The organism is Pseudomonas sp. IzPS59 (assembly GCF_014863505.1).
Lineage (GTDB): Bacteria > Pseudomonadota > Gammaproteobacteria > Pseudomonadales > Pseudomonadaceae > Aquipseudomonas > Aquipseudomonas kribbensis.
The window spans coordinates 6,243,475-6,268,370 of the sequence record NZ_CP062251.1; the positions used below are offsets into that span (position 1 = coordinate 6,243,475).

Below are 24,896 nucleotides of genomic sequence, written 5' to 3' on the forward strand. Positions count from 1 at the left end.
GTGATTCCGACAGAACGACCGGTATTTACGCCAGCAAGGCCGGAAGCTGTTTGTTCAGCGCGAGTTTTTCCATCACCGCCGCGCCAGTCAGGGCGTAACCGAGCAATTGCCCTTGCGCGTCGTGACACAGCGCCTTGACGTCGGCACCCTGCCCTTCAACGGTCCAGACGCCTTCGCGGCCCCGTGGCGGCGGCGAAACCACCAACGGGCAGACCGGGGTTTTCACGGTGATCGGCATCGGTCCGTAGTTCACCACGGTCGGGTTGCCGGCCAGGGTCTGTGCCAGCGCTCGCGCACAACTCATGAGGGGCATGACGTACAGAAGATTCAGCCCGTCGACCTCGGCGCAGTCGCCCAGGGCGTAAATATTGGCGTGAGAGGTTTGCAGATGGCGGTCGACCACCACTCCTCGGTTGGTCTGGATGCCGGCAGCCGCTGCCAGATCGATCCGTGGGCGCAGACCGATCGCCGACACCACCACATCACATGGGACAACCTGGCCGTCGGACAGGTGGGCTTCCAGTCCATCGGCGACTTTCTGCAAACGGGTCAGCACCGGGCCGAGGTGGAAGCGCGCGCCAAGGCTTTCCAGCCCGGCCTGCACCGCTGCGGCAGCGGCCGGGTGCAACAGGGTCGGCATCACCTGCTCGCACGGCGCAACCAGTTGCACTTCGTAGCCGCCAAGGATCAGGTCGTTGGCGAATTCACAGCCGATCAGACCGGCACCGAGCAGCAACACCCGACGCTTGCCTGCCGCCGCCGCGCGAAAACGTGCGTAGTCTTCGAGATCGTTGATCGGGAACACCAGATCCCCGCCGTCGCCTTCAATCGGCACACGCACGGTTTCGGCGCCCCAGGCGAGGATCAGGTCGCGATAGCTCACCGCTTCCTCACCGATCCACAGGCGCTTGTGGCCCGGGTCGATGCCGCTGATGCGGGTGTGGGTGCGGATTTCGGCCTTCAACTGCTCGGCCATGGCGCCCGGTTCGGCCATGCTCAGGCCGTCGGCGTCCTTGTTCTTGCCAAAACCGGTGGACAGCATCGGCTTGGAGTAGGAACGACCGTCATCGGCGGTAATCAGCAGCAGCGGGGTTTCGCCATCGAGTTTGCGAAACTCGCGGGCCAGGTTGTAACCCGCAAGCCCGGTGCCAACGATTACGACAGGTGCGCTCATGCCCTACTCCTCAGTGTTTTCTCAGTTGATTTCGATCATTTCGAAGTCCATCTTGCCGACGCCGCAGTCCGGGCACAGCCAGTCTTCCGGCACGTCCTGCCACAGGGTGCCCGGCGCAATGCCGTCATCCGGCCAGCCGTCGGCTTCGTTATAGATCAGGCCGCAGACCACACATTGCCACTTTTTCATTCAGGTACTTCCTCAGGATTCAGGCTTTAGCCGGCGCGGACGGTCGATGGTGCAGCACTGCCATCCGGCTCAGGGCGTTTTGTACTGATGGTACCGGCCAGATGCAAGCCTGTTCGGCGCAATGGCGGCCCGGATCAATCAAATTCGCGGTGCGCCATGGTAAGCTCGCCGCCTCATTTGCTGCCAATAATGACTCATTGTGCAACTCAAAAACGCCCCGTTGTGGCGCCCGCAAAGCCACCTGACACCCCTCCCCGACACGTCCACGCTCGACTGGCTGTTCGACGAAGGCTCCCTGACCCGCCGTCTGACCCGCCTGTCCGATGACGGCTTCAGCGTCACGCCGCTGTTCGAAGGCTGGCAGACCCTGCGCGACGACGAATGCGCGGCGCTGGACCTGGCCGAAGGCAGCGAAGGCTGGGTGCGCGAGGTGTATCTGCGCGGTCATGGCGAGGCCTGGGTGTTCGCCCGCAGCGTGGCGTCGCGCAGAGCCTTGCAGGGCGACGGCTTGCATATGGATGAACTGGGCAGCCGCTCGCTGGGCGAACTGCTGTTCTGCGATCACGCGTTTCAGCGCCGCGCCATTGAAGTCTGCCATTACCCGGAACACTGGCTGCCCGAGAATTCCCGGGCCATCGGGTTGTGGGGTCGTCGTTCGCGTTTCGATCGTGGTGCATTGAGCGTACTGGTGGCGGAAGTTTTCCTGCCTACGCTGTGGGAAGCCGTCCGCGCCCGTCCGGAGAACTGCTGATGTATCAAAGCCTGCTCAAATCCCTGAATCGCCTGAACCCGCGCGCCTGGGACTTCATCCAGCTGACCCGCATGGACAAGCCGATCGGCATTTACCTGCTGCTGTGGCCCACGCTCTGGGCACTGTGGATTGCCGGCAAAGGGTCGCCGTCGCTGGCCAACGTCGTGATTTTCGTCCTCGGCGTGGTGCTGACCCGTGCCGGCGGCTGCGTCATCAACGACTGGGCCGACCGCAAGGTCGACGGCCATGTGAAGCGCACCGCCGAACGCCCGTTGGCCGCCGGGCGGATCAGCTCGAAAGAGGCGCTGGTGTTCTTCGCCCTGCTGATGGGCGTGAGTTTCCTGCTGGTGCTGTGCACCAACGCCGCGACGATCTGGCTGTCGCTGGGCGGTCTGGCGCTGGCGTTCACCTATCCGTTCATGAAGCGCTATACCTATTACCCGCAAGTGGTGTTGGGTGCGGCGTTTTCCTGGGGCATGCCGATGGCGTTCACCGCCGAGACCGGTGAGCTGCCGGCGACGGCCTGGCTGCTGTGGATCGCCAATCTGCTGTGGACCGTGGGCTACGACACTTATTACGCGATGACCGACCGCGACGATGACCTGAAGATCGGCGTGAAATCCACGGCGATCCTGTTCGGCGAAGCGGACCGGGTGATCATCCTGACCTTGCAGGCGCTGTCACTGGGCTGCCTGTTGCTGGCCGGGTCGAAGTTCGAGTTGGGGATGTGGTTCCACCTCGGCCTGCTGGTAGCGGCCGGGTGCTATGCGTGGGAGTTCTGGTACACCCGCGACCGAGACCGGATGCGCTGCTTCAAGGCGTTCCTGCACAATCATTGGGCCGGTCTGGCGATCTTCGTCGGGATCGTCCTGGATTACGCGCTTCGCTGACCTCAAGACATCGCGGCCCGAGGCAATGCCTGCGGGCCGCGATCCTGTTTCACTGCCGATGGCTTACTTGTGCTCGTGAACCACGTGCCACGCGTCCATCTTGCCGTCGCCCATCATGTCACCCGGCTTGGCGTCCATCTTGAAGGTATACAGCGGCTTGCCGTCGTAGGCGTACTGCATCTTGCCGTCGTCGCGCTTGATCACCGTCCACTTGCCTTCCGCCTTCGCACCCGCCGGCGCCATCATCGGAGGCCAGTTGTCGGCGCACTTGTCATTGCACATCGACTTGCCGCCAGCGTCCTTGTCGAACGTATAAACGGTCATGCCTTTGTGATCGACCATCATGCCGTCTTTCATCATTGCCGGTTCAGCGGCCATCGCAAGGCCGGGCAGAGTCACGGCAGCAGCCATCAGCAGAGCTTTAAAGGAAGCAGTCATTTGTGTCATGGAAACCTTCTTTTGTGGTTGTCAGGATTCGGACTTAGAGCTTAGTTCAGGATTAGCACAATCGCCGCTGGACTAAAATACTGTCACACGACTGCAATAATTCCGTTATCTAATGCGGCGCAAGACAGTTAAATGACAAGAGGATTAAGGCATGGTTGGCAGGAGCATTCTGATCGTCGACGACGAAGCGCCCATTCGCGAAATGATCGCCGTTGCGTTGGAAATGGCCGGCTATGACTGCCTCGAGGCAGAGAACTCGCAGCAGGCGCACGCCATTATCGTCGACCGCAAGCCGGACCTGATCCTGCTCGACTGGATGCTGCCCGGCACCTCCGGCATCGAGCTGGCCCGCCGCCTCAAGCGTGACGAGCTGACCGGGGACATCCCGATCATCATGCTCACCGCCAAGGGTGAAGAGGACAACAAGATCCAGGGTCTGGAAGTCGGCGCCGACGACTACATCACCAAACCGTTTTCCCCACGCGAACTGGTGGCACGCCTGAAGGCTGTGCTGCGCCGCGCCGGCCCGACCGATGGCGAAGCGCCGATCGAAGTCGGCGGCCTGCTGCTCGACCCGATCAGCCACCGCGTGACCATCGATGGCCGTCCGGCCGAGATGGGCCCGACCGAATACCGTCTGCTGCAATTCTTCATGACCCACCAGGAACGCGCCTACACCCGTGGCCAGTTGCTGGACCAGGTCTGGGGCGGCAACGTCTATGTTGAAGAGCGCACCGTCGACGTGCACATCCGACGCCTGCGCAAGGCCCTCGGCGACGCCTACGAAAATCTGGTACAAACCGTTCGCGGCACCGGCTATCGGTTCTCCACCAAGGCATAAAAGCAGCGGCAAGCTTCAAGCTACAAGCGGCAAGGAACAGCCGAACCGCTCTCACTTGCAGCTTGCAGCTTGAAACTCGAAGCTGCGTTAAGGACGCTCCGTGAATCAAAACTGGCATGGCACCCTGATTCGCCACATGCTGTTGCTGGTCACCGGCTGCCTGGTGATCGGCCTGATCACCGGCTACTACGGCTGGAGCCTCGCGGCGGGACTGGGCCTGTACCTGGCCTGGACGCTCAAGCAACTGCTGCGCCTGCACGAATGGCTGCGCCTGCACCAGCCCGATGAAGCACCGCCCGACGGCTACGGTCTCTGGGGTGAGGTGTTCGACAGCATCTACCACCTGCAACGCCGCGACCAACGGGTACGCGGACGCCTGCAAGCGGTGATCGACCGCGTTCAGGAGTCCACCGCCGCACTGAAAGACGCGGTGATCATGCTCGACAGCGACGGCAACCTGGAATGGTGGAACCGCGCCGCCGAAACCCTGCTCGGCCTCAAGACCCCGCAAGACAGCGGCCAACCCGTGACCAACCTGGTCCGCCATCCGCGCTTCAAGGAATACTTCGAGCAAGAAAACTACGCCGAGCCGCTGGAAATCCCCTCGCCGACCAACGACCGCGTGCGCATCCAGATGTACCTCACGCGCTACGGCAACAACGAACACTTGATGCTGGTGCGCGACGTCACGCGCATCCATCAGCTGGAACAGATGCGCAAGGACTTCATCGCCAACGTCTCCCATGAGCTGCGCACCCCGCTGACGGTGATCTGCGGCTACCTGGAAACCCTGCTCGACAACGTCGAGGAAGTGAACCCGCGCTGGAGCCGCGCCCTGCAGCAGATGCAACAGCAAGGCGGACGCATGCAGACCCTGCTCAACGACTTGCTGCTGCTGGCCAAACTGGAAGCCACCGATTACCCGTCGGACAACCAGCCCGTGCACATCGACACCCTGTTGCAGTCGATCAAGAGCGATGCACAGCAGCTGTCCGGGTCGAAGAATCAGAAAATCACCCTGGAAGCCGACGCCAGCATCCTGCTCAAGGGCAGCGAGGCGGAACTGCGCAGCGCGTTTTCCAACCTGGTGTTCAACGCCGTCAAATACACCCCGGCCGAAGGCAATATCCGCATCCGCTGGTGGGGCGACGATCAGGGCGCACACCTGAGCGTGCAGGATTCCGGGATCGGCATCGACAGCAAACACCTGCCGCGCCTGACCGAACGCTTCTACCGTGTCGACTCCAGCCGCAACTCCAACACCGGCGGCACGGGCCTGGGCCTGGCCATCGTCAAACACGTGTTGCTGCGCCACCGCGCGCGGATGGAGATCAGCAGCGTGCCCGGCCACGGCAGCACGTTCACCTGCCATTTCGCCCCGGCGCAGGTCGCCCAGGCACGGCTCATCAGCGCCGCTGAGTAATGCCGGACTAGGCAATCGCCAGGTCAGCCGCTACATTGGCTGACTTGCGCCTGCCTTTCAGGCGCGATTTCTTCTCTCTTACGAATCACACGGAACCCGCAAAACTCCATCATGGACCCTTCCCCTGGCTTGTCCCTCGCAACAATATTCGCCGATTTCGGCATGATTCTTTTCGCTCTGATCCTGGTTCTGCTCAACGGCTTCTTCGTTGCGGCGGAATTCGCCATGGTCAAACTGCGCTCGACCCGGGTCGAAGCCATCGCTGAACAGCACGGCTGGCGCGGGCACATCCTGCGCACCGTACACAGTCAGCTCGATGCGTACCTCTCGGCGTGCCAGCTCGGTATCACCCTCGCCTCCCTCGGTCTGGGCTGGGTCGGCGAGCCGGCGTTCGCGCACATTCTCGAGCCGCTGCTGAGCGCGGTCGGCGTGCAGTCGGCGGAAGTGGTCAAAGGCATCTCGTTCTTCACCGCATTCTTCATCATTTCCTACCTGCACATCGTGGTCGGCGAGCTCGCACCCAAGTCCTGGGCGATCCGCAAACCCGAGCTGCTGTCGCTGTGGACGGCGGTGCCGCTGTACCTGTTCTACTGGGCCATGTACCCGGCGATCTACCTGCTCAATGCCAGCGCCAACACCATCCTGCGCATTGCTGGCCAGGGTGAACCCGGCCCGCATCACGAGCACCATTACAGCCGTGAAGAACTGAAACTGATCCTGCACTCCAGCCGTGGCCAGGACCCGAGCGACCAGGGCATGCGCGTGCTGGCCTCGGCGGTGGAAATGGGCGAACTGGAAGTGGTCGACTGGGCCAATTCCCGGGAAGACCTGATCACCCTCGAATTCAACGCCCCGCTGAAAGAAATCCTGGCGATGTTCCGTCGCCACAAGTTCAGCCGCTATCCGGTGTACGACAGCGAGCGCAAGGAATTCGTCGGCCTGCTGCACATCAAGGACCTGCTGCTGGAACTGGCGGCGCTGGACCACATTCCCGAGTCGTTCAACCTCGCCGAACTGACCCGCCCGCTGGAGCGCGTGTCGCGGCACATGCCGCTGTCGCAGCTGCTGGAGCAGTTCCGCAAGGGCGGCTCGCACTTCGCCGTGGTCGAAGAAGCCGACGGCAACATCATCGGCTACCTGACCATGGAAGACGTGCTGGAAGTGCTGGTCGGCGACATCCAGGACGAACACCGCAAGGCCGAGCGCGGCATCCTCGCCTACCAGCCGGGCAAACTGCTGGTGCGGGGCGATACGCCGCTATTCAAGGTCGAGCGCCTGCTGGGTATCGACCTGGATCACATCGAAGCCGAAACCCTCGCCGGGCTGATCTACGAAACCCTGAAACGGGTGCCGGAAGAGGAAGAAGTGCTGGAAGTCGAAGGCCTGCGCATCATCATCAAGAAGATGAAAGGTCCGAAGATCATTCTGGCCAAGGTGCTGATGCTCGACTGACGGGGATTACCGCTTGCCCAACGCAAAGTTGGGCAACGCCCCCAGCGGCTGGTTGAACTGATACGGAATCGACACCAGCCCCCCTCCAGTATTGCGCTGCACCACGAAGTGCAGATGCGGGCCGCTGCTGTTGCCGGTGTTGCCGGACAGCGCCAGCGGACTGCCCACTGCCACCCGCTGCCCTTCCCGCACACTCACCGACCCTTGCTTGAGGTGCAGGTACACGCCCATCGTGCCGTCGTCGTGCAGCACCCGCACGAAATTGCCGGAAGGATCGGTGCCGCGCCCGTTCTGCGAGTTCTCGATCTTCACCACCACCCCGGCCCGCGCCGCGATGATCGGCGTGCCCACCGGCATGGCGATGTCCATCGCGTACTTGTTCTTCGGCCCGTAGTGGCTGTAGTCACCGTTGGCGCCCTGACTCAGGCGGAACGGCCCGCCCCGCCACGGAAACGGATAGCGATAACTCTGGGCAGCGCCAGCGGGGTCGCCGAGGGAATACTGGAACTGCGGCGTGTACACCAGCGGTTTGCCGCCGGACACCGCCGTCAGCAGCGCCAGCCGCGTGTTGCTGCGCGCCGGCAGCACCCGGCGGATCGTTTCCGTCGGCGCGCCTCGCACGTTACTCATTCCGGTGAACGCCAGTGCAACCTCGACCGGCGCATACAGGTCGTTGCGCACGAACACCACGTCGGTGCCCTTCTGTTTCTTGATGTCGAGATAGACCTGACGCTCGAGCCTCTCGACCATCCGGTCCTGAAACACGAACACCTGGGAGCCTTTGCTCGGACGGTCGCTGTACGAAACCACTCCGTTGGCATCGGTGGATTTGTAGATCGTCATGGCCACAGTCGAGGTGGAGGCCATGAACAGACCACAGAAAAACAGCAGGCGCAGGGGCATGGGCAAAAATTCTGTCGAGTAAGGCCTGGGAATGAGCCTAGCAGCTGAAGCAGACCAGGCTAGTCGACAGATGTTTCAAATTTGGCACAGCATGAAAAAAGACCGCAGCCTGTGTCAGGCAGCGGTCTTTTTTTGCCCGCGACGCTTACGCGCCCGGAACGAAGTGCTTCTGCGCCGTGCCGCGGGCGATCAGGCGGGAGATGTAGTCGAGCTTCTGCGCGTCCTGATCGACGAAACGGAAGGTCAGTTGCAGCCAGTCGCTGTCGGGTTTCGGCTCGTGGGCGACGACAGCGTGCAGGTAGCCGTTGAGGCGGGCGATTTCGGCGTTGTCGCCCTGCTCCAAGTCCAGCACTGCGCTGTCGAGGATCTGCGGCAGGGTGTCGGTGCGCTTCACTACCAGCAGCGCTTCCTTGATGCTCAGGGCCTTGATCACGCATTGCTGGGTGCCACTTGGCAAACGCAACTGGCCCTGGCCACGGCCGCTGGCCGGAGCAGCAGAGGCTGCCGGGGCTTTCACGGGAGGGCTGTTGAGCAAGCCACGCTGTGGCGCGGCGGCAGGTGCCGGGGCGGCAGCGGCAGGCTTGGCAAACGGGTTGGCCGCAGGCGCAGACGGCGCGGAGCCGACCACTGCAGCCTTGCCGCCGGTCAGTGCGCTCAGGGAGTCGTTGCCGAATGCCGAGTTCATCTTGGTCGGGGCGCTGTTCATCAGTGTGTCGAGCTTGCCCACCTTGTTCAGGGCCTGCTTGACCTTGGTCAGCAACTGCTCGTTGGTGAACGGCTTGCTGACGTAACCGGAAACGCCGGCCTGAATCGCCTGCACCACGTTTTCCTTGTCGCCACGGCTGGTGACCATGATGAACGGCATGGTCTTGAGGTTGTCCTGCTCACGGCACCAGGTCAGCAGTTCAAGGCCGGACATTTCCGGCATTTCCCAGTCGCACAGCACCAGGTCGAAAGCTTCCTTGGCCAGCATGGCCTGGGCTTTTTTACCGTTGACGGCGTCCTCGGTGCGGATCCCCGGGAAGTAATTACGCAGGCACTTTTTCACCAGGTCACGAATGAACGATGCATCGTCCACGACCAACACACTGATCTTGCTCATCCAACACCCCTATTAAAATCCCGGCAAGCATAACGCTGGCTGATGGCACATTGCCAAAACTCTTCAGTCACGCCGGGACTTTTCGTTCGCGGGTGCTGCTTTTTAATTCGGTTCTGCCTATGAAAAGCAGAAACAAAAACGCCCGGCCAAAGGGCCGGGCGCTTTTCTCAGGCAATCTTACTTATCGTCAGCATCGCCCGGAACATTAGCGGTTTCGCCGCTTGTCCCTTCAACTTCTTCCTTCATGCGCTTGAGGCCCATGTGGCGCACGTCGGTGCCGCGCACCAGGTAGATCACCAGCTCCGAGATGTTGCGCGCGTGGTCGCCGATCCGCTCCAGCGAACGCAGTACCCAGATGATGCTCAAGACCCGCGAGATAGAGCGCGGGTCTTCCATCATGTAGGTCGCCAGCTCGCGCAGGGCGGTCTTGTATTCGCGGTCGATGATCTTGTCGTACTGCGCCACCGACAACGCCAGATCGGCGTCGAAGCGGGCAAACGCGTCCAGCGCATCGCGGACCATGTTGCGCACCTGGTCGCCGATGTGACGCACTTCGACGTAACCGCGCGGCGCTTCACCTTCCTCGCACAGCTGAATTGCACGACGGGCGATCTTGGTCGCTTCGTCGCCGATGCGCTCAAGGTCGATCACCGACTTGGAGATGCTGATGATCAGACGCAGGTCGGACGCCGCCGGCTGACGACGGGCCAGAATGCGCAGGCATTCTTCGTCGATGTTGCGTTCCATCTGGTTGATCTGGTCGTCGATCTCGCGCACTTGCTGGGCCAGGCCCGAGTCGGCCTCGATCAGCGCGGTGACCGCGTCGTTGACCTGCTTCTCGACCAGCCCGCCCATGGCCAGCAGGTGGCTGCGCACTTCTTCCAGTTCGGCGTTGAACTGCGCGGAAATGTGATGGGTAAGGCCTTCTTTACTAATCATGTTGGCGTCCTTGGAGCGTCCGGTAAGGTGCGAGCGTCAATTCAGTGAGCGACAACCAGCGTCTGCTAGCCGTAACGACCGGTGATGTAGTCTTCGGTCTGCTTCTTGGCCGGATTGGTGAACAGGGTATCGGTGTCGCCGAATTCCACCAGTTTGCCCATGTACATGAACGCCGTGTAGTCGGACACCCGCGCCGCCTGCTGCATGTTGTGGGTCACGATGACGATGGTGAACTTGGATTTGAGCTCGTAGATCAGCTCTTCGACTTTCAGGGTCGAGATCGGGTCGAGTGCCGAGCACGGTTCGTCGAGCAGCAGCACTTCCGGCTCCACGGCGATGGTACGGGCGATCACCAGACGCTGCTGCTGACCGCCGGACAGGCCAAGTGCCGAGTCATGCAGACGGTCTTTCACTTCGTCCCACAGGGCCGCGCCCTTCAGTGCCCACTCAACGGCTTCGTCGAGGATGCGCTTCTTGTTGATGCCCTGGATGCGCAGGCCGTAGACCACGTTTTCGTAGATGGTCTTCGGGAACGGGTTAGGCTTCTGGAACACCATGCCGACCCGGCGACGCAGCTCGGCCACGTCTTCGCCCTTGCGGTAGATGTTGTTGCCGTACAGGTTGATCGCGCCTTCGACGCGGCAGCCGTCCACCAGGTCGTTCATGCGGTTGAAGGTACGCAGCAGCGTGGACTTGCCGCAGCCGGACGGGCCGATGAAGGCGGTCACGCGCTGTTTCGGGATGTTCATGCTGACGTCGTACAGCGCTTGTTTCTCGCCGTAGAACAGGCTCAGGCCCGGCACTTCGATGGCCACGGTTTCCTGTTCGAGGTTCAGGCTCTGCTTGTCGCGGCCCAGGGCAGACATGTTGATGCCGTGGGTATGTGTTTCGTGCTGCATGGGAGATCCCCTGTGCTAACAAATTCGGTTCGGTTGGCTGCCGGGAATCAGGCCGGCAGCCCTTCAATTCCTGTGACGGCGATCAGCTGTCCAGCGCCTTGTACTTCTCGCGCAAGTGGTTACGAATCCACACTGCCGACAGGTTGAGCACGGCAATCACCAGCACCAGCAGCAACGCGGTGGCATACACCAGCGGTCGTGCGGCTTCAACGTTCGGGCTCTGGAAGCCGACATCGTAGATGTGGAAGCCCAGGTGCATGATCTTCTGGTCCAGGTGCAGGTACGGGTAGTTGCCATCCACCGGCAGCGACGGCGCCAGTTTCACCACACCCACCAGCATCAGCGGTGCCACTTCACCGGCGGCGCGGGCCACGGCGAGGATCATGCCGGTCATCATCGCCGGGCTGGCCATCGGCAGAACGATCTTCCACAGGGTTTCAGCCTTGGTCGCGCCGAGGGCCAGCGAGCCTTCACGCACGGTACGCGGGATACGCGCCAGACCTTCTTCGGTGGCCACGATCACCACCGGCACCGCCAGCAGCGCCAGGGTCAACGAAGCCCAGAGCAGGCCCGGTGTACCGAAGGTCGGTGCCGGCAGCGCTTCCGGGAAGAACAGACGGTCGAGCGAGCCACCCAGCACGTAGACGAAGAAGCCCAGACCGAACACGCCGTAAACAATGGCCGGAACACCCGCCAGGTTGTTCACCGCGATCCGGATCACCCGGGTCAGGGTGTTCTGCTTGGCGTATTCACGCAGATACACCGCCGCCAGCACGCCGAACGGGGTCACGATCATCGCCATGATCAGGGTCATCATCACGGTGCCGAAGATCGCCGGGAAAATCCCGCCTTCGGTGTTCGCTTCACGCGGGTCGTCGGACAGGAACTCCCAGACCTTGCTGAAATAGAAGCCGACCTTGGTGAAAGTACCCATGGCGTTCGGCTGGTAGGCGTGAACCACTTTGCCCAGGCCGATTTCGATTTCCTTGCCGTTGGCATCGCGAGCGGTCAGGGCGTCGCGATTGAACTGCGCGTGCAGATCGGCCAGACGGGCTTCGACGTCCTGATAGCGGGCGTTCAGCTCGGCACGTTCGGCGTCCATGTCCGCTTGCGCGGTGGCGTCGAGCTTGCCTTCCAGTTCCAGTTTGCGACCGTGCAGACGGATGCGCTCGAGACCGGCGTTGATCGCACCGATGTCGGTTTTTTCCAGGGTCTTGAGCTGCGCGGCGAGGCCGTTCACACGGTTGATTCGCGCCTGTAGCTCGGGCCAGGCCGCTTCGCCTTCGGCGATGACCTTGCCGTCCTGTTTGACGTTGACCAGGTAGCCATAGAAGTTGCCCCACTCACGACGTTCCAGCGCCATCAGCTCCGGCGGGTTCTTCTGGTCGGTCAGCCACTCGCCGACGATCCAGGTGAAGTCGTTGCCGTTCAGGTCGCGGTTGCCGACCTTGATCAGCTCGCGGGTCATGAATTCCGGGCCCTGGTCAGGCACCGGCAAGCCGGCGCTCTTCAGGCGTGCGCGGGGCACTTCTTCCTTCTGCACCACTTCGCCGATGACCAGGTGATTGCCCTGGCCCGGGACGTTGTAGCTGGCGTGGATCAGGTCCGCCGGCCAGAAGTGACCCAGACCGCGCACGGCAATCACCGCCAGCAGGCCAATGGTCATGATGACCGCGATGGACACCGCGCCACCGCTGATCCAGACGCCCGGGGCGCCGCTCTTGAACCATCCATTCAGGGAGTTCTGTTTCACAGACTTCTACCTTTCTTAAAGCGACGAGTATTTCTTGCGCAGACGCTGACGAATCAGTTCCGCGAGGGTGTTCATGACGAAGGTGAACAACAGCAGCACCAGCGCCGAGAGGAACAGCACGCGGTAGTGGCTGCCGCCGACTTCCGACTCCGGCATTTCCACCGCGACGTTGGCCGCCAGGGTGCGCAGGCCTTCGAACAGGTTCATTTCCATGACCGGGGTGTTGCCGGTGGCCATCAGCACGATCATGGTCTCGCCGACTGCACGGCCCATGCCGATCATCAGGGCCGAGAAGATGCCCGGGCTGGCGGTCAGGATCACCACGCGAGTCATGGTCTGCCACGGCGTGGCACCGAGGGCCAGCGAGCCCAGGGTCAGGCCGCGCGGCACGCTGAACACGGCGTCTTCGGCGATCGAGTAGATGTTCGGGATCACCGCGAAGCCCATGGCCAGACCGACCACCAGTGCGTTGCGCTGGTCGTAGGTGATGCCCAGGTCGTGGGAGATCCACATGCGCATGTCACCGCCGAAGAACCAGTTCTCCATGAACGGGCTCATGTACAGCGACAGCCAGCCCACGAACAGGATCACCGGAATCAACAGCGCACTTTCCCAACCGTCCGGGACTTTCAGGCGGATCGATTCAGGCAGGCGGCTGAAGGTGAAGCCGGCGACCAGGATGCCGATCGGCAGCAGCATCAGCAGGCTGAAGATGCCCGGCAGATGCCCTTCCACATACGGTGCAAGGAACAGGCCGGCGAAGAAGCCGAGGATCACCGTCGGCATCGCTTCCATCAGTTCGATCACCGGTTTGACCTTGCGGCGCATGCCCGGGGCCATGAAGTACGCGGTGTAGATCGCAGCAGCAACCGCCAGCGGCGCAGCCAGCAGCATCGCGTAGAACGCAGCTTTCAGGGTGCCAAAGGTCAGTGGCGACAGGCTCAGTTTCGGTTCGAAATCGGTGTTGGCGGCGGTCGATTGCCAGACGTATTTAGGCTCGTCGTAGTTCTCGTACCAGACCTTGCTCCACAGCGCGCTCCACGACACTTCCGGGTGCGGGTTGTCGAGCAGCAGCGGTTGCAGCTTGCCGCCGGCTTCGACGATCACACGGTTGGCCCGTGGCGACAGACCGAACAGGCCCTGGCCATCGACCACCTGATCGACCAGCAAGGTGCGGTGCGCGGTGCTGTGGAACACGCCGAGCTTGCCGGAAGCATCCAGGGCAACGAAGCCCTTGCGGCGCTCTTCGGCGGTGATTTCAACGATCGGCGTCTTGCCCATCTGGAAGGTGCGGATCTGCTTCAGGCGCAGCTCGCCATCGGTGTCACGGGCCATGAACCACTGGGCCAGGCCACCGGTGGAGTCACCGACGATCAGCGAGATACCGCCTACCAGTTGAGTGGCGGCGGTGACTTGTGCGTCGGCGTTTTCCAGCAGTTTGTAGCGACCGTTGAGGCTCTTGTCGCGCAGACTGAACACGTCGGCCTGGGCACGTCCGTTAACCACGTACAGCCATTGCTGGCGCGGGTCGACGAAGATGTTTTTCACCGGCTCGGTCATCTGCGGCAGATCGATACGCTTCTGCTCGTTGGTGACTTCGCCGGTCATCATGTTTTCTTCGCTGGTCAGCGACAGCACGTTGAGTTGCGAACCGGTGGAGCCGACCAGCATCAGGGTCGAGTCGGTGGCGTTGAGGCTGACGTGCTCCAGGGCACCGCCGCTCTCGTTCAGCGCAATCGGCGCCTCGCCATACGGGAACTCGATCGCCGGGGTGATGGTTTTCTTGCCTTCCGGGTAGCTGACTTTATAGGTGTGACGGAACACCAGCGCCTGACCGTTGGACAGGCCCACGGCCACCAGCGGATGGCCCGGCTGGTCTTCACCGATGGAGGTCACACTGGCGCCTGCCGGCAACGGCAGATCGACGCGCTTCAATTCAGCGCCACTGTCGATATCGAAGAACAGCGCCTGGCCCTTGTCGGAAACGCGCATGGCCACCTGATTCTGCTCTTCGAGCGAAATCATCAGTGGCTTGCCGGCGTCCTGCATCCAGGCTGGGGTAATGGCGTCTTTCGCAGTCAGTTCGGCACCCTTGAACAGGGGCGCGACGACGTAGGCGAGGAAGAAGAAGATCAGGGTGATGGCTGCCAGCACCGCCAGACCGCCGACGAGGACGTACCAACGGGTGAAGCGATCCTTGAGCGCGCGAATGCGGCGCTTGCGTTGCAACTCAGGCGTATTGAAATCAATGCGCTTGGGAGGGTTCGTAGTCATTTTGGAATTGGCCAGATCATTCATGCGCACACCCTAGCGATCCTGTATGACAGAAAGATGACAATGCAGTGACGCACCAAATCCGCCGCCAGCAGGGCACTGGCAGTGGATAAAAGAATTCGGGGAGTGTGGGGGCCGGGCCGCTTGCGGGCCGGGCCCCACACGGGAGTCAGGCGGGGTTCACCCCTGACTCAGTTTGTTACTTTTTTGCGACTTCAGCGCCGCCTTCCTGCAGACCCAGGTCAGCCAGTGCTTTTGCAGCAACCTTGGCCGGCAGTGGGATGTAGCCGTCTTTCACTACCACTTCCTGACCCTGTTTCGACAGAACCAGTTTCACGAACTCGGCTTCCAGCGGGGCCAGAGGCTTGTTCGGGGCCTTGTTCACGTACACGTACAGGAAACGGGACAGTGGGTACTTGCCGTTCAGGGCGTTTTCTTCGCTGTCTTCGATGAACTCGGTGCTGCCTTTCTTCGACAGAGCAACGGTTTTCACGCTGGCGGTCTTGTAGCCGATGCCCGAGTAACCGATGCCGTTCAGCGAGGAGCTGATCGACTGCACGACCGAAGCCGAGCCTGGTTGTTCGTTGACGTTAGGCTTGTAGTCGCCTTTGCACAGGGCTTCTTCCTTGAAGTAGCCGTAGGTGCCGGATACCGAGTTACGGCCGAACAGCTGAACCGGCTTGTTGGCCAGGTCGCCGGTCACACCCAGGTCGCCCCAGGTTTTAACGTCGGCTTTGGCGCCGCACAGACGGGTGGACGAGAAGATCGCGTCAACCTGTTCCATGGTCAGGTGCTGGATCGGGTTGTCCTTGTGTACGAAGACAGCCAGGGCGTCCACGGCAACCGGGATTGCGGTTGGCTTGTAGCCGTATTTCTGTTCGAAGGCCGCCAGTTCGGTGTCCTTCATCTTGCGGCTCATCGGGCCCAGGTTGGAGGTGCCTTCGGTCAGCGCAGGTGGCGCGGTGGCGGAGCCAGCGGCCTGAATCTGGATGTTTACGTTCGGGTATTCTTTCTTGTAGTTCTCGGCCCACAAGGTCATGAGGTTGGCCAGGGTATCGGAGCCGACGCTGGACAGGTTGCCCGACACACCAGTGGTCTTGGTGTAGCTCGGGATCGACGGGTCAACAGCGGCGAACGCGTTGGCGGTCGCAACGCCAGCAGCGACAAAAGTCATTGCCGCCATCAAACGCTTCAGTTTCATGCCTTACTCCTAGCAGATAGGGGGTGTTAAGTCGGGGCCAAGTATCAGCAGGCCGTGTGAACACTCTATGGCTGAAATATGACAATTGGATGAAAGGCCAGCATCCCCTGTCGGAAGGCTGGCCTTTCAGTTGTAACCGGACGTGTGGGATGAATTACCGCCCCTTGCTCCACAGCCAGGCGCCGACCAGGATCCCCATCCCGCACAGCACCGCCACGTAATAGGCAGGCCCCATCGCACTTTCTTTCAGCAGCAGACTGACCACCATCGGGGTCAGGCCACCGAAGATCGCGTAGGCGACGTTATAAGAGAAGGACAGACCGCTGAAGCGCACCACCGGCGGGAACGCCTTGACCATCACGTACGGCACCGCGCCGATGGTGCCGACCAGGAAGCCGGTCAGCGCATACAGCGGGAACAGCCAGTCCGGGTGATCGGCGAGGCTGTGATAGAAGGTCCAGGAGCTGGCCAGCAAGCCCAGACAGCCGAACACGAACACCCGACCGGCACCGAAGCGATCCGCCAGTGCGCCGGAAATGATGCAGCCCAGGCTCAGGAAGACGATGGCCAGGCTGTTGGATTGCAGCGCCATCGTCGGCGAAAAGTGATAGACCGTCTGCAGCACGGTCGGGGTCATCAGGATCACCACGACGATGCCGGCGGAGAGCAACCAGGTCAGCAGCATCGAGACTGCGATGGCCCCGCGATGGTCACGCAGCACCGCGCGCAGCGGCACTTCTTCGGCCAGGGCCTTGCGCTGTTGCAGTTCGGCGAACACCGGAGTTTCGTGCAGCCAGCGGCGCAGGTAGACCGAGAACAGGCCGAACACGCCGCCAAGCAGGAATGGAATCCGCCAGGCGTAATCCGAGACTTCCACCGGCGTATAAATGCTGTTGATCGCAGTGGCGACCAGCGAGCCAAGCAGGATGCCCGCCGTCAGGCCGCTGGTCAGGGTCCCGCAGGCATAACCGACATGCTTTCCGGGCACGTGTTCGGAAACGAAGACCCATGCCCCCGGCACCTCACCGCCAATCGCCGCGCCCTGAATGACGCGCATCAACAGCAGCAGGATCGGCGCCCACATGCCGATCTGCGCGTAGGTCGGCAGCAAGCCCATGATCAGGGTCGGCACGGCCATCATGAAGATGCTCAGGGTGAACATCTTCTTGCGCCCCAGCAGGTCGCCGAAGTGCGCCATCACGATCCCGCCCAGCGGCCGCGCAAGGTAACCGGCAGCGAAGATACCGAAGGTCTGCATCAGGCGCAGCCACTCGGGCATGTCGGCGGGGAAGAACAATTTGCCGACCACGGTGGCAAAGAACACGAAAATGATGAAATCGTAGAACTCCAGCGCACCGCCCAGGGCCGATAGCGACAGAGTCTTGTAGTCATTGCGGGTCAAGGGTCGTGCGGGTTGGTCCGGCTGCGCAATGCTCGAGGGCGCTGTGGTCATGGCAAGGTCTTCTCTTATAGTCGGATCTGCCGCCACAACAACGCTGGCTGTGGCTCGGGCAGGTTCGGCACCATAGCAAATTGTTCGAAAAAGCACATAGAGGCGCGTATTTGACGGTCGAAATGAGAACCGGATGGTCGTCGCGGAGTCTACCGACCGATATACTCGCAATCCTGCTCCGGTTTGTAGGGGGTTGCTGTGCGAAAACGTTGCTGGCCGCCTTATCGCGTTGAACCAGTCGGTTTCGCAGAGTTTCCCCTTTAGTTGCCTTATGGAAAACGTGACGAACGTAGTATGTTCGGTGCTGAATCGTTTTTCCTGAAGACGGCTACCACCAGCAATACCCAACGAAGAGTCACGGGTCAGAGGCACCCCCGGCATGATAGAGCTCGAACAAGAAGATCCGATCCCGCAAGGCGACCTGGCCCTGCAAATCACCGCGCTTCCTCGCGAAACCAACGGCTTCGGCGATATTTTCGGCGGCTGGCTGGTAGCGCAGATGGACCTGGCCGGCACTGCAATGGCCAGCCGCGTCGCCGGTGGCCGTGTCGCGACCGTCGCCATCGATCGCATGGCGTTCCTGGTGCCGGTGGCGGTCGGCGCGCAATTGTCCTTTTATACCCAGACCCTGGAAATCGGCCGCAGCTCGATCCAGATGATGGTCGAGGTGTGGAGCGACGATCCGCTGTCCAGCGAGTGGCGTAAAGTGACCGAAGCGGTGTTCGTGTTCGTGGCCATCGATGGCAGCGGTCGCACCCGTTCGGTTCCGCCGCGCGCACGTTAAACCTCGCGGCCGTTTCAAGGTCGATAGTCGTCCCAAGTTGCTGATTCGAGAGTTGTCCCATGAACACGCCCAACGTTGAAGCCGTGAAACTGGATGAACTGAACTGCTGGCGCATCCGCCACGGTCAGGCCGAAGTGCTGGTGGCCCAGCAAGGCGCGCACATCCTCAGTTATCAGGTGGACGGCCAGCCGCCGCTGATCTGGCTGAACGACAAGGCCGTGTTCAAGACTGGCAAGAGCATCCGCGCCGGCGTGCCGGTGTGCTGGCCCTGGTTCGGCGTCTTCGCCCGCAACCCGCAGAGCGTGCAGGCGATGCGCGTCAGCGAAGAGCCGGCGGCTGCTCACGGGTTTGTCCGGGCGATGGATTGGGAGCTGGGTGGTATTGAAACCGAGGGTGAAAGCCTGAAGGTCGAGTTTACTCTGCCCTACCCTGAAGGCGGCTTTGCGGGCTGGCCGCATCAGGTCGACCTGACCCTGACCCTGCGCCTCGACGATCAGCTGCACATCAGCCTGACCAGCCACAACCGTGGCACCGACACCGTCAGCATCAGCCAGGCGCTGCACAGCTATTTCGCCGTCAGCGATGTGCGCAACGTACGCGTCGAAGGCGTGGATGGTCTGGACTACATCGAGACTCTGGATGACTGGAAGACGCACACCCAGCAAGGCGACCTGCGTTTTGCCGGGGAAACCGACCGCATCTACCTCGACGCTCCGCCGCAACTGAGCATCGTCGATCCGGCGTGGGAGCGGCGCATCGTGCTGACTGCGACCGGTTCACGCACGGCAGTCATCTGGAACCCGTGGGTCGACCGCGCCGCCGCGTTCAGCGACATGGACAACGACGGCTGGCAGCGGATGCTGTGCATCGAAACGGCGAATGTGATGGATGACATCGTGACCCTCGCGCCGGATGCCAGTCACACCATGGGTGTCAGCGTCGGCGGCAAGCCGCTCTGAAAACAAAAATCGCAGCCCTTGGGCTGCGATTTTTTTGCTGCTCGGGATTACAGATCCTTTTCCTGCACCACCCGCACCTTGTCCGCTTCCAGCGCATAGGCCGCATCGGCCAGGTCATTGCTGACCTTTTCGATCTTCAGCGTGCCGGTCACCCACAGCGGCGTGTAGATGTCGTCCAGCTTCAAACCCTTGGGGTAGCGCACCAGCACCAGTTGATTCGGTGGCGGTGGCGGCACGTGGATGCAGGCGCCCGGGTACGGCACGAGGAAAAACAGCGTGCTGCGGCCCTTGGCGTCCGACTCCAGCGGCACCGGATAACCACCGATGCGGATGTGCTTGTCGTTCATCGACGCCACGGTCTTGGTCGAATACATCACCGCCGGCAAACCCTTGGCCTGCTTCATCCCGCCTTTCTGGGTGAAGGTGCCGGTGGCTTCCGGAGAGTTGTGGTCGATTTCAGGCATGGCCTCGAGGGCTTTCTGATCCGACTTGGGCATCAGTTCCAGCCAGTCGGTTTCCGGCAGTTCGCCGGCGTGGGCCAGACCGCTGCCCAGCAAAAGGAGAGTCAACAGAAGACGGCGCATGTAGATGCTCGTAGGAAAAAGGAAACAGTAAATCGCCGAGCATTCTAGCCCTCTCCACCGGTTTGGCAGAGAGGGCTTTGTCGCTTTGGATCAGTTCTTTTTGATCAGGCCGTAGATCACCAGCAGGATGATCGCGCCCACCAGCGCACCGAAGAAGCCGGCGCCCTGACCCGCGTGATAAATGCCCAGAGCCTGGCCGCCGTAGGTGGCTGCCAGCGAACCGCCGATGCCCAGCAGGATGGTCATGATCCAGCCCATGCTGTCATCGCCCGGCTTGAGGAACCGTGCCAGCAGGCCGACGATCAGGCCGATAAAGATGGTTCCGATAATTCCCATGGCATTTCCCTCTGAATTGGTCGATATGCGAAAGCCTAGTCAGACTTTGGCATCCTGCCATCAGAGAACGGCGGCCCTTAATGGTTCCGCCGCTGCCAGATGAAACTCTCGTTACTCGGCGATCAGCGCCTCAACCTTGAGGATCTGCTGCTCGAGGGTCGCCTTGTCCTTGCAACGCAGGTTGGCGTGACCGACCTTGCGCCCGGCCTTGAAGGCCTTGCCATAGTGATGCAGATGGCAATCGTCGATGGCGATGACCTTCTCGACCGGCGGAACCACACCGATGAAGTTGAGCATCGCGCTCTCGCCGACCTTGGCCGTCGAACCCAGCGGCAGACCGGCAACGGCCCGCAGGTGGTTTTCAAACTGGCTGCACTCGGCGCCTTCGGTGGTCCAGTGCCCGGAGTTGTGCACGCGCGGGGCGATTTCGTTGGCCTTGAGGCCACCGTCGACTTCAAAGAACTCGAACGCCATCACGCCGACATAGTCCAGCTGCTTGAGGACGCGGCTGGAGTAGTCTTCAGCCAGGGCCTGCAACGGGTGATCGGAACTGGCGACCGACAGCTTGAGGATGCCGCTGTCGTGGGTGTTGTGCACCAGCGGATAGAACTTCGTTTCGCCATCGCGGGCACGCACGGCGATCAGCGACACTTCGCCGGTGAACGGCACGAAGCCTTCCAGCAGGCACGGCACACTGCCCAGTTCAGCGAAGGTATCGACCACGTCTTCCGGCTTGCGCAGGACTTTCTGACCCTTGCCGTCGTAACCCAGGGTGCGGGTTTTCAGCACGGCCGGCAGGCCGATCGAGGCGACAGCGGCGTCCAGATCGGCTTGCGACTGGATGTCGGCGAACGCCGGGGTCGGAATCCCCAGGTCCTTGAACATGCTTTTCTCGAACCAGCGGTCGCGAGCGATGCGCAGGGCTTCGGCGCTCGGATAGACCGGCACGAACTGCGAAAGGAACGCCACGGTTTCAGCCGGGACGCTTTCGAACTCGAAGGTCACCAGATCGACCTCATCGGCCAGCTGACGCAGGTGATCCTGATCGCCGTAATCGGCCCGCAGGTGTTCGCCCAGCGCAGCGGCGCAAGCGTCCGGCGCAGGGTCGAGGAAAGCGAAGTTCATGCCCAGCGGGGTACCCGCCAGGGCCAACATGCGACCCAACTGGCCGCCACCGATTACACCGATCTTCATCTCAACAACCTCAGGCAATACGTGGGTCTGGATTGTCCAGGACGCTGTCCGTCTGCTCGGCACGGAAGGTCTTCAGTACCGCGTGGAATTGTGGATGCTTGGCGCCCAGGATGCTCGCCGACAGCAGCGCGGCGTTGATCGCACCGGCCTTGCCGATGGCCAGGGTGGCAACCGGAATGCCGGCCGGCATCTGCACGATCGACAGCAGCGAGTCGACGCCCGAAAGCATGGCCGACTGCACCGGAACGCCCAGCACCGGCAGGTGGGTCTTGGCCGCACACATGCCTGGCAGGTGGGCCGCACCACCGGCACCGGCGATGATCACCTCGATGCCGCGGCCTTCGGCCTCTTCAGCGTACTGGAACAGCAGATCCGGGGTGCGGTGGGCAGAAACCACCTTGACCTCGTACGGGATGCCGAGCTTTTCCAGCATATCGGCGGTGTGGCTAAGGGTGGACCAATCGGACTTGGAGCCCATGATCACGCCAACCAGTGCACTCATCGTCGCGCCTCTTCTCTCTGGGCGCCCGCAGGCGCGTCAAAAACAACAAGCCACGCAGATTGCGTGGCTTGTTGTAGGAAAAATGGCCGGACGAACCGGCCGAAGGCCGCGCAGTATACCGCAAAGAAAGCAATAAACAGCCCCCGTTGCGACCATCTGTCAAATGAGCCAAAGCCCCGGTTTTATTGACTCAAAGGTCAGCGCCAGCGCATTCAGGAAGATTGTGCGGCACCGCCTTCAAGCTTGCGCCACAACAACCGCACGTTGGCCTTGCGCACCAGCGCGCAGCGGTACAGGCGAATCTCCAGCGGTACATGCCATTGCGGGCCGCCGCAGACAACCAGTTCGCCCCGGGCCAGCTCGGCCCGCACGCTCAATTGCGGAACCCAAGCGATACCCAACCCTTCCAGCGCCATGCTTTTAAGGCTGTCGGCCATGGCTGTTTCGTAGATGGTGGTGAAGCGCAGCTGTCGTTGGCGCAGCAAGCCATTCACCGAACGGCCGAGAAATGCCCCGGCGCTATAGGCCAGCAGCGGCACGCTGGCCTCGCCTTCGAGATCGAACAACGGTTTGCCATTGGTATCCGCCGCACACACCGGAAGCATTTCGGTCTGGCCCAGGTGCAGTGACGGGAAGATTTCCGGGTCCATCTGCATCGCTGCGTCCGGGTCGTAGAACGCCAGCATCAGATCGCAGCCACCTTCACGCAGCGCGTGCACCGCGTCGCCGACGTTAGTCGCCACCAGCCGCGTGGCGATGTTCAGGCCTTCGTTGCGCAGTTGCGCGATCCAGCGCGGGAAGAAACCCAGCGCCAGCGAGTGCGCCGCCGCCACTTGAATCACTTCGCCCTGCCCGCCTTCCAGATGATGGAGGTGGCGCAGCACTTCGCCGAGCTGTTCGACCACGGTGCGCGCGGTCACCAGAAACAGTTGCCCCGCTGCCGTCAGCTCGACCGGCGTACGCGAGCGGTTGACCAGCGTCAGCCCGAGCGCCGCTTCCAGGCTGCGGATCCGCCGACTGAAAGCCGGCTGGGTCACGAAGCGCCGTTCGGCTGCCTGCGAGAAGCTGCGGGTGGCGGCCAGGGCACTGAAGTCCTCGAGCCATTTGCTTTCCAGATTCATCACGTCCTCCCGGACACGCACCAAAACAGGTCACACGTCTGCCGCGCACGCGGCGTCACACGGGCATTATGCCGAATGTGCATAGGGCAGTGTTTAACAGCATTGGCCCAAAAATTCCCACAAGCCTAGCATTCGCAGCGTTCCGGCACAGACCGGGTCCATATCGAGATGATTTCTATCATGTCCTCCGCTGCATCATTCCGCACAGAAAACGACCTGCTTGGCTCCCTGGAAGTCCCTGCTCAAGCGTATTACGGCATCCAGACCCTGCGAGCGGTGAACAACTTCCGCCTCTCGGGCGTTCCGATTTCGCACTACCCGAAGCTGGTTGTCGGTCTGGCGATGGTCAAACAGGCCGCCGCTGACGCCAACCGTGAGCTGGGCCACCTGAGCGAAGCCAAGCACGCTGCCATCAGCGAAGCCTGTGCACGTCTGATACGCGGTGATTTCCACGAAGAGTTCGTGGTCGACATGATTCAAGGTGGCGCCGGTACCTCCACCAACATGAACGCCAACGAAGTGATCGCCAACATCGCGCTGGAAGCGATGGGTCACCAGAAAGGCGAGTACCAGTACCTGCACCCGAACGACGACGTGAACATGGCGCAGTCGACCAACGACGCCTACCCGACCGCGATCCGCCTGGGTCTGCTGCTGGGTCACGATGCGTTGCTGGCCAGCCTCGACAGCCTGATTCAGGCGTTCGCGGCCAAGGGTGAAGAATTCAACCACGTCCTGAAGATGGGTCGTACCCAGCTGCAAGACGCCGTGCCGATGACCCTGGGTCAAGAGTTCCGCGCTTTCGCCACCACCATGGGCGAAGACCTGGCCCGCCTGAAGACGCTGGCCCCGGAAGTCCTGACTGAAGTGAACCTGGGCGGCACCGCGATCGGTACCGGCATCAACGCCGACCCGCGCTACCAGGCCCTGGCCGTACAGCGTCTGGCCCTGATCAGCGGTCAACCGCTGGTTCCAGCCGCCGACCTGATCGAAGCCACCTCCGACATGGGCGCCTTCGTGCTGTTCTCCGGCATGCTCAAGCGCACCGCGGTCAAGCTGTCGAAGATCTGCAACGACCTGCGCCTGCTGTCCAGCGGCCCGCGCACCGGCATCAACGAAATCAACCTGCCGGCACGTCAGCCAGGCAGCTCGATCATGCCAGGCAAGGTCAACCCGGTAATCCCGGAAGCCGTGAACCAGGTGGCATTCCAGGTCATCGGTAACGATCTGGCGCTGACCATGGCAGCCGAAGGCGGCCAACTGCAATTGAACGTGATGGAGCCGCTGATCGCTTTCAAGATCCTCGACTCGATCCGCCTGCTGCAACGCGCCATGGACATGCTGCGCGAGCACTGCATCGTCGGCATCACCGCCAACGAAGCGCGCTGCCGCGAACTGGTCGAACACTCGATCGGCCTGGTCACCGCACTGAACCCGTACATCGGCTACAAAAACGCCACCCGCATCGCCCGTATCGCCCTTGAAAGCGGCCGCGGCGTGCTGGAACTGGTGCGCGAAGAAGGTCTGCTCGACGACGCCATGCTCGCCGACATCCTGCGCCCGGAAAACATGATTGCTCCGCGTCTGGTGCCTCTGAAGGCCTGATCCGACGCGTAACTTGTAGCACCGCTCACCAGGTCGAGGGACTAGACACCTCTCACCTTTTGAGGGCTTGGGGATCATTCTCCAAGCCCTTTTTTTTAACTATTTGAAAGGACAATCGTC

Annotated in this window: 24 protein-coding genes; 8 read left to right on the plus strand and 16 right to left on the minus strand. The window is 61.8% G+C overall.

Annotated features, from left to right (window positions below; genetic code table 11):
- Window positions 1-25 precede the first annotated feature (25 nt).
- Both IF189_RS28190 and IF189_RS28195 read right to left on the minus strand, forming a co-directional pair.
- Complete coding sequence (locus IF189_RS28190; protein ID WP_192552594.1) at window positions 26-1,174, minus strand: NAD(P)/FAD-dependent oxidoreductase; 1,149 nt, start codon at window positions 1,172-1,174, stop codon at window positions 26-28.
- A 21-nt stretch (window positions 1,175-1,195) separates the two neighbouring features.
- Complete coding sequence (locus tag IF189_RS28195) at window positions 1,196-1,363, minus strand: rubredoxin (RefSeq protein WP_007954349.1); 168 nt, start codon at window positions 1,361-1,363, stop codon at window positions 1,196-1,198.
- 199 nt (window positions 1,364-1,562) lie between these two features.
- Between IF189_RS28195 and IF189_RS28200 the strand changes: the two genes are divergently transcribed.
- Window positions 1,563-2,114, plus strand: a complete 552-nt coding sequence (locus tag IF189_RS28200) for a chorismate--pyruvate lyase family protein (protein WP_192552595.1) — start codon at window positions 1,563-1,565, stop codon at window positions 2,112-2,114.
- Window positions 2,114-3,004: a 4-hydroxybenzoate octaprenyltransferase gene (gene ubiA / locus IF189_RS28205; protein ID WP_192552596.1), complete on the plus strand. Its 891-nt coding sequence runs from the start codon at window positions 2,114-2,116 to the stop codon at window positions 3,002-3,004. The genes IF189_RS28200 and ubiA overlap by 1 nt, the downstream gene beginning before the upstream one ends.
- A gap of 63 nt (window positions 3,005-3,067) precedes the next feature.
- Here ubiA and IF189_RS28210 read toward each other — a convergent pair whose 3' ends face one another.
- Window positions 3,068-3,451, minus strand: a complete 384-nt coding sequence (locus tag IF189_RS28210) for a hypothetical protein (RefSeq protein WP_085708820.1) — start codon at window positions 3,449-3,451, stop codon at window positions 3,068-3,070.
- A gap of 151 nt (window positions 3,452-3,602) precedes the next feature.
- Between IF189_RS28210 and phoB the strand changes: the two genes are divergently transcribed.
- The 3 genes from phoB (at window position 3,603) to IF189_RS28225 (ending at window position 7,167) form a co-directional block, all read left to right on the plus strand.
- Window positions 3,603-4,292 (plus strand): phosphate regulon transcriptional regulator PhoB, encoded by a 690-nt coding sequence (gene phoB, locus IF189_RS28215; protein WP_003229608.1) that lies wholly within the window; start codon window positions 3,603-3,605, stop codon window positions 4,290-4,292.
- A gap of 136 nt (window positions 4,293-4,428) precedes the next feature.
- Window positions 4,429-5,715, plus strand: coding sequence for a phosphate regulon sensor histidine kinase PhoR (gene phoR / locus IF189_RS28220; protein WP_240789170.1), 1,287 nt, complete (start codon window positions 4,429-4,431; stop codon window positions 5,713-5,715).
- Window positions 5,716-5,826: 111 nt separating this feature from the next.
- Complete coding sequence (locus IF189_RS28225; RefSeq protein WP_007954342.1) at window positions 5,827-7,167, plus strand: hemolysin family protein; 1,341 nt, start codon at window positions 5,827-5,829, stop codon at window positions 7,165-7,167.
- A gap of 6 nt (window positions 7,168-7,173) precedes the next feature.
- Here the strand turns inward: IF189_RS28225 and IF189_RS28230 are convergent, their stop codons facing one another.
- The 8 genes from IF189_RS28230 to IF189_RS28265 form a co-directional block, all read right to left on the minus strand.
- Window positions 7,174-8,070, minus strand: a complete 897-nt coding sequence (locus tag IF189_RS28230) for a peptidoglycan DD-metalloendopeptidase family protein (RefSeq protein WP_085708818.1) — start codon at window positions 8,068-8,070, stop codon at window positions 7,174-7,176.
- Between the two features lie 145 nt (window positions 8,071-8,215).
- A complete protein-coding gene (locus IF189_RS28235) occupies window positions 8,216-9,172 on the minus strand; it encodes a response regulator (protein ID WP_134828539.1) in 957 nt (318 codons plus the stop codon).
- Between the two features lie 177 nt (window positions 9,173-9,349).
- Window positions 9,350-10,111, minus strand: coding sequence for a phosphate signaling complex protein PhoU (gene phoU / locus IF189_RS28240; RefSeq protein WP_007954334.1), 762 nt, complete (start codon window positions 10,109-10,111; stop codon window positions 9,350-9,352).
- A gap of 65 nt (window positions 10,112-10,176) precedes the next feature.
- Window positions 10,177-11,010: a phosphate ABC transporter ATP-binding protein PstB gene (gene pstB / locus IF189_RS28245; RefSeq protein WP_065258233.1), complete on the minus strand. Its 834-nt coding sequence runs from the start codon at window positions 11,008-11,010 to the stop codon at window positions 10,177-10,179.
- 82 nt (window positions 11,011-11,092) lie between these two features.
- Entirely contained in the window at window positions 11,093-12,763 is a 1,671-nt protein-coding gene (gene pstA / locus IF189_RS28250; protein WP_114886409.1) for a phosphate ABC transporter permease PstA, read from the minus strand.
- A 15-nt stretch (window positions 12,764-12,778) separates the two neighbouring features.
- Complete coding sequence (locus IF189_RS28255) at window positions 12,779-14,812, minus strand: ABC transporter permease subunit (protein ID WP_192553620.1); 2,034 nt, start codon at window positions 14,810-14,812, stop codon at window positions 12,779-12,781.
- A gap of 424 nt (window positions 14,813-15,236) precedes the next feature.
- Entirely contained in the window at window positions 15,237-16,238 is a 1,002-nt protein-coding gene (locus IF189_RS28260) for a phosphate ABC transporter substrate-binding protein PstS (RefSeq protein WP_085708814.1), read from the minus strand.
- Window positions 16,239-16,392: 154 nt separating this feature from the next.
- The gene (locus tag IF189_RS28265; RefSeq protein ID WP_119426847.1) at window positions 16,393-17,691 is read right to left on the minus strand and encodes an MFS transporter; all 1,299 of its coding nucleotides are present in this window, start codon (window positions 17,689-17,691) and stop codon (window positions 16,393-16,395) included.
- 379 nt (window positions 17,692-18,070) lie between these two features.
- Here IF189_RS28265 and IF189_RS28270 point away from each other — a divergent pair, with 379 nt between their 5' ends.
- A complete protein-coding gene (locus tag IF189_RS28270; protein WP_003229628.1) occupies window positions 18,071-18,475 on the plus strand; it encodes an acyl-CoA thioesterase in 405 nt (134 codons plus the stop codon).
- A gap of 59 nt (window positions 18,476-18,534) precedes the next feature.
- The gene (locus tag IF189_RS28275; protein ID WP_192552597.1) at window positions 18,535-19,434 is read left to right on the plus strand and encodes a D-hexose-6-phosphate mutarotase; all 900 of its coding nucleotides are present in this window, start codon (window positions 18,535-18,537) and stop codon (window positions 19,432-19,434) included.
- Between the two features lie 47 nt (window positions 19,435-19,481).
- Here the strand turns inward: IF189_RS28275 and IF189_RS28280 are convergent, their stop codons facing one another.
- The 5 genes from IF189_RS28280 to IF189_RS28300 form a co-directional block, all read right to left on the minus strand.
- Complete coding sequence (locus IF189_RS28280; protein WP_085708811.1) at window positions 19,482-20,018, minus strand: DUF3299 domain-containing protein; 537 nt, start codon at window positions 20,016-20,018, stop codon at window positions 19,482-19,484.
- 90 nt (window positions 20,019-20,108) lie between these two features.
- Window positions 20,109-20,354 carry a GlsB/YeaQ/YmgE family stress response membrane protein gene (locus tag IF189_RS28285; RefSeq protein WP_114886415.1) on the minus strand — a complete coding sequence of 82 codons (246 nt, stop codon included), beginning with the start codon at window positions 20,352-20,354 and terminating at the stop codon, window positions 20,109-20,111.
- A gap of 111 nt (window positions 20,355-20,465) precedes the next feature.
- Entirely contained in the window at window positions 20,466-21,548 is a 1,083-nt protein-coding gene (locus tag IF189_RS28290) for a 5-(carboxyamino)imidazole ribonucleotide synthase (protein ID WP_114886417.1), read from the minus strand.
- A gap of 10 nt (window positions 21,549-21,558) precedes the next feature.
- Window positions 21,559-22,050, minus strand: a complete 492-nt coding sequence (gene purE, locus IF189_RS28295; RefSeq protein WP_007954291.1) for a 5-(carboxyamino)imidazole ribonucleotide mutase — start codon at window positions 22,048-22,050, stop codon at window positions 21,559-21,561.
- Window positions 22,051-22,262: 212 nt separating this feature from the next.
- On the minus strand, window positions 22,263-23,171 hold the full coding sequence (locus tag IF189_RS28300) for a LysR substrate-binding domain-containing protein (protein ID WP_134828542.1): 909 nt from the start codon (window positions 23,169-23,171) through the stop codon (window positions 22,263-22,265).
- A 180-nt stretch (window positions 23,172-23,351) separates the two neighbouring features.
- Between IF189_RS28300 and aspA the strand changes: the two genes are divergently transcribed.
- Entirely contained in the window at window positions 23,352-24,776 is a 1,425-nt protein-coding gene (gene aspA / locus IF189_RS28305; protein WP_085708808.1) for an aspartate ammonia-lyase, read from the plus strand.
- Window positions 24,777-24,896 lie beyond the last annotated feature (120 nt).

Coding starts and splice junctions, on each gene's coding strand:
- IF189_RS28300 (WP_134828542.1), bottom strand. CDS start 23,171: ATGAATCTGGAAAGCAAATGGCTCGAGGACTTCAGTGCCCTGGCCGCC.
- IF189_RS28270 (WP_003229628.1), top strand. CDS start 18,071: ATGATAGAGCTCGAACAAGAAGATCCGATCCCGCAAGGCGACCTGGCC.
- phoU (WP_007954334.1), bottom strand. CDS start 10,111: ATGATTAGTAAAGAAGGCCTTACCCATCACATTTCCGCGCAGTTCAAC.
- phoB (WP_003229608.1), top strand. CDS start 3,603: ATGGTTGGCAGGAGCATTCTGATCGTCGACGACGAAGCGCCCATTCGC.
- IF189_RS28235 (WP_134828539.1), bottom strand. CDS start 9,172: ATGAGCAAGATCAGTGTGTTGGTCGTGGACGATGCATCGTTCATTCGT.
- IF189_RS28190 (WP_192552594.1), bottom strand. CDS start 1,174: ATGAGCGCACCTGTCGTAATCGTTGGCACCGGGCTTGCGGGTTACAAC.
- IF189_RS28285 (WP_114886415.1), bottom strand. CDS start 20,354: ATGGGAATTATCGGAACCATCTTTATCGGCCTGATCGTCGGCCTGCTG.
- IF189_RS28255 (WP_192553620.1), bottom strand. CDS start 14,812: ATGCAGGACGCCGGCAAGCCACTGATGATTTCGCTCGAAGAGCAGAAT.
- IF189_RS28225 (WP_007954342.1), top strand. CDS start 5,827: ATGGACCCTTCCCCTGGCTTGTCCCTCGCAACAATATTCGCCGATTTC.
- ubiA (WP_192552596.1), top strand. CDS start 2,114: ATGTATCAAAGCCTGCTCAAATCCCTGAATCGCCTGAACCCGCGCGCC.
- IF189_RS28275 (WP_192552597.1), top strand. CDS start 18,535: ATGAACACGCCCAACGTTGAAGCCGTGAAACTGGATGAACTGAACTGC.
- aspA (WP_085708808.1), top strand. CDS start 23,352: ATGTCCTCCGCTGCATCATTCCGCACAGAAAACGACCTGCTTGGCTCC.
- phoR (WP_240789170.1), top strand. CDS start 4,429: ATGCTGTTGCTGGTCACCGGCTGCCTGGTGATCGGCCTGATCACCGGC.
- IF189_RS28265 (WP_119426847.1), bottom strand. CDS start 17,691: ATGACCACAGCGCCCTCGAGCATTGCGCAGCCGGACCAACCCGCACGA.
- IF189_RS28260 (WP_085708814.1), bottom strand. CDS start 16,238: ATGAAACTGAAGCGTTTGATGGCGGCAATGACTTTTGTCGCTGCTGGC.
- pstB (WP_065258233.1), bottom strand. CDS start 11,010: ATGCAGCACGAAACACATACCCACGGCATCAACATGTCTGCCCTGGGC.
- IF189_RS28230 (WP_085708818.1), bottom strand. CDS start 8,070: ATGCCCCTGCGCCTGCTGTTTTTCTGTGGTCTGTTCATGGCCTCCACC.
- IF189_RS28290 (WP_114886417.1), bottom strand. CDS start 21,548: ATGAAGATCGGTGTAATCGGTGGCGGCCAGTTGGGTCGCATGTTGGCC.
- IF189_RS28210 (WP_085708820.1), bottom strand. CDS start 3,451: ATGACACAAATGACTGCTTCCTTTAAAGCTCTGCTGATGGCTGCTGCC.
- IF189_RS28195 (WP_007954349.1), bottom strand. CDS start 1,363: ATGAAAAAGTGGCAATGTGTGGTCTGCGGCCTGATCTATAACGAAGCC.
- IF189_RS28280 (WP_085708811.1), bottom strand. CDS start 20,018: ATGCGCCGTCTTCTGTTGACTCTCCTTTTGCTGGGCAGCGGTCTGGCC.
- purE (WP_007954291.1), bottom strand. CDS start 22,050: ATGAGTGCACTGGTTGGCGTGATCATGGGCTCCAAGTCCGATTGGTCC.